The 3,329-nt window shown below is 39.1% G+C and carries 4 protein-coding genes and 2 pseudogenes; 4 read left to right on the forward strand and 2 right to left on the reverse strand.

Annotated features, from left to right (window positions below):
- Positions 1-108: pseudogene (locus tag JMX92_RS13160) on the forward strand (IS5/IS1182 family transposase); the annotation flags it as partial.
- Positions 109-114: 6 nt separating this feature from the next.
- On the opposite strand, the pseudogene JMX92_RS13165 reads toward JMX92_RS13160, so the two are convergent.
- Both JMX92_RS13165 and arcD read right to left on the reverse strand, forming a co-directional pair.
- A pseudogene (locus JMX92_RS13165) lies at positions 115-305 on the reverse strand (transposase); the annotation flags it as partial.
- A 101-nt stretch (positions 306-406) separates the two neighbouring features.
- On the reverse strand, positions 407-1,873 hold the full coding sequence (gene arcD / locus JMX92_RS13170) for an arginine-ornithine antiporter (RefSeq protein ID WP_227675382.1): 1,467 nt from the start codon (positions 1,871-1,873) through the stop codon (positions 407-409).
- Between the two features lie 103 nt (positions 1,874-1,976).
- On the opposite strand from arcD, the gene JMX92_RS13175 reads away from it, so the two are divergent.
- The 3 genes from JMX92_RS13175 to JMX92_RS13185 all read left to right on the forward strand — a co-directional run.
- Positions 1,977-2,321 (forward strand): helix-turn-helix domain-containing protein, encoded by a 345-nt coding sequence (locus tag JMX92_RS13175; protein ID WP_193031779.1) that lies wholly within the window; start codon positions 1,977-1,979, stop codon positions 2,319-2,321.
- A 100-nt stretch (positions 2,322-2,421) separates the two neighbouring features.
- Positions 2,422-3,048: a TetR/AcrR family transcriptional regulator gene (locus tag JMX92_RS13180; RefSeq protein WP_201546128.1), complete on the forward strand. Its 627-nt coding sequence runs from the start codon at positions 2,422-2,424 to the stop codon at positions 3,046-3,048.
- A gap of 64 nt (positions 3,049-3,112) precedes the next feature.
- Positions 3,113-3,329, forward strand: a 217-nt coding sequence (locus JMX92_RS13185) for an IS630 transposase-related protein (protein WP_201546129.1), incomplete at its 3' end; no start/stop codon positions are given.

The following is a 3,329-nucleotide window of genomic DNA, read 5'->3' on the forward strand; positions in this document are numbered from 1 at the left end:
GCCAAGTTAAAGCAGTATAGGGCGGTTGCCACCAGATTTGATAAGCTCAAGCAGAGTTATGAAAATACAGTCGCTCTCGCTTGCGCTTATATCTGGCTCAAATTATGAATGTTCAACACGCCCTAATCGAGCATTTTCAATCTCAAGCTTTTTTAAGCGACTGATAAGCGCAGCATCCATGCCACCATATTTAGAACGCTAGTTGTAGAACGTGCTTTGAGGCATAAATCAGCGATAGGTACGCCTTGTTCTGCTTGTTTTAAGATGTTGACAATTTGGTTGTCGCTAAAACAGGTCTTTTTCATAGGATTCTCCTACTGATATATTTTAACAGTTAATCTCTATTTTAAAGTGTTCTTATTTATCGGGGGAGGATTACCTATTCAGCTTCTATAAATTCCATTTTCTACAGCGTTAAGGTGTGAGTATATAATCCATAAGCGGCATACAAAGCAGCGATAACGATAATACCTAAAATGATTTTTTCAGCAGTGGTAAATAGCGTGGCTTGCTGCTCTTGACGCGCTTTTATGTAAAAGATTATTCCGGGTAAATAGAGTAATGCCGATAAGACGAAGTATTGAATACCTGCGGCATACAGTAGCCATAAGCTATAAATAACGGCGATAGCTGCCACTATTACATCATTAAAATTACTCTCTGCATGCTCATAACCGACCTTGTTTTTAGCAACCATTAATCCATACCCTGCTGAGAAAAAGTAAGGCAGCAATATCATTGACGTTGCCAAATAGAGTAAGGTGGTATAAGTACCTTCAGAAAAATAAGTGATGATCAAAAACAGTTGTGTCGATGCTGAAGAAAGTAGTAAGGCGTTAACAGGCACGCGTTTAGCATTAGTTTTATGCAAAAAACTGGGCATGGTATGGTCAGCGGCTGCAGAGTATAAGACTTCGGCACAAAACAAAGTCCACGCTAACAAGGCGCCACATACTGATATAATTAAGCCAACGGAAATAAAGGTCGCTCCCCACTTACCTACCACCATTTCTAACAAATAAGCCGTCGACGGGTTTTTTAATACTGCAAGCTCCGGTTGTGCGAGAACACCCATAGATAAGAAGTTAATAAACATCAACAATACTAAGGTGAATAAAAATCCGACCACCGTCGCTTTGCCAACATCCGAGCGTTTTTTAGCCTTTGCAGAAAATAAGCTTGCACCTTCAATACCAATAAATACCCAGACAGTAACCATCATCATATTTTTAACCTGAGCACCAACTGAACCAAGGTTTATACCATCAACAAGCGTTATTGCTCCCCAAAAATCATTTGTAAAAATATCCATTTTAAAGGCGGTGAACATGATGACGATAAATGTTAATAAAGGAATGATTTTAGCAATCGTTACCAGTTGATTAATGAACGTTGCTCCCTCGATACCGCGAGCTAGCATAAAGTATAGTGCCCATAATAATAATGAGGCGGCAGCAACAGCAGCAATGGTGTTACCCTCTCCAAATACGGGAAAAAAGTACCCTAAGGTGGCAAATATCAATACGTAATAACTCACATTGCCAAGCGATGCTACTAGCCAATACCCCCATGCCGAGTTAAAGCCCATATAATTACCAAAGCCAGCTTTAGCATAGGCATAAACACCGCTATCAAGCTCGGGTTTGCGCCGAGACAACATTTGAAACACAAAAGCCAACATCAGCATACCAAAGCCGGTAATTAACCAACCAATCATTGCTGCACCAACGCTGGCTTTTTCTGCAATATTTTGGGGTAACGAAAAAATACCAGCCCCAATCATAGAACCTACCACAAGAGCGGTTAGGGCAGTAAAACTTAGATTCTTTACGCTATTACTACTTTCAATAGCTTGGATTTCTGAATCTGCCACGTAAGCATTCCTTTAGTTAAAACCCTAATACGCATTGCTGTCTTTCTTTGTATAGTTGGTCCTTTTTAAATAAGATACAATCGATTTAAACTTAGATTAAAACATGAAGTGCAATACCAAAGTCGAGGTGAAAAAAAGACCTAGATGCGCTAGCATCAAAGTTGATATTCACCGCCAAAGTGAGATTGCAACCATGAACTATACACATCTAAGCCTAGGTGAACGATATCAGATGTATGCCTTTAAAGGGGCGAAACATAGTATTAAATTTATAGCTGATGCATTAGGCAGAAGTCCCAATACCATATCAAAAGAGCTTAAGCGCAATGAAAGTCTGCACGGTTCCCGGGCTAATTATGCCAACAACAAAGCCCGTACAAGACGATCAAACAACGTTTTCACTATCATCGCTGACGTATGGGATTGGGTGACAGACAAGCTCATATAATACCTTACACAATAAAACAAAGAACCCATATAACTTAACATCTAATACTTGAACAGTTGGTTAGTATAAGGGTTGAGAAGCTTAAAAACAAGAGAAGCCTGTGGAACGTGCAGAGCAAGAGCGCTCATTACACACTAAAAATAAGATATTATCAGCTGCCCTTTCCGAGTTTGCTTCAACAGGTTTTGATGGTGTTTCAACGCGCGCCATTGCTAAAAAAGCAGAGGTGAACCATACCTTAATTAGCCATCATTTCGGCTCTAAAGAGGCCTTATGGAAAGCCACTGCAAAATTATGTTTTGAGATCTACACTGAACACAATTTTGAGAAGCGTAAAAACATGCAAGGTGTTGAAACACCGACTTTAATACGAGTGCTATTAAAAGATTTTATAAATTTTTGTGCTAACTATCCTGATATTCATCATTTTTTGATCCAGGCCAATCAAGAGGATTCGGAAAGACTTAACTGGTTTGTTGAAAACTATTTACGCACTATTTATGATGAAGAGCTGGATATTATTCGAAGAGCACAGAAACTAGGGTTGGCTCCTCAAGGAGACAGCATGCATATTCGCTACTTATTGCTGGGGGCAGCCACATCTCTTTATACCTTTGCCCCTCAATTTGCAAGATTATCTGGGAAAGACCCTTTTTCCGATGAATTTATTGAACAGCATGTAAACTATATTTTATCCCTCTTCACGACCTGTACCAAAAAGCTATGAGATATAGTAGAGCCTTTATAAAAGTGGTACATTAGTTTTAAAACAAGCGAAAAGTAAAAAGATTATGACTTATTCAGCAGATTTTCGTGCTCAAGTGATTAAAAGTGTTAAACAACAAGGTATGAGTATCAGACACGCTTCTGCATTCTATGACATTAGTAAGGCCACGCTACAGAATTGGCTCAAAGATCCTAGTATCAAACTCACTCGCAATAAACCACCCAGTAAAATACCTAACGAAGCATTATTAAAAGATGTTGAACAACATCCAGACGATTACC

The sequence above is a fragment of the Psychrobacter sp. H7-1 genome, assembly GCF_904846585.1.
Lineage (GTDB): Bacteria > Pseudomonadota > Gammaproteobacteria > Pseudomonadales > Moraxellaceae > Psychrobacter > Psychrobacter raelei.

Bases quoted from the DNA above. Each gene is read 5' to 3' on its own strand.
- JMX92_RS13175 (WP_193031779.1), top strand. From the start codon at position 1,977: ATGAAGTGCAATACCAAAGTCGAGGTGAAAAAAAGACCTAGATGCGCT.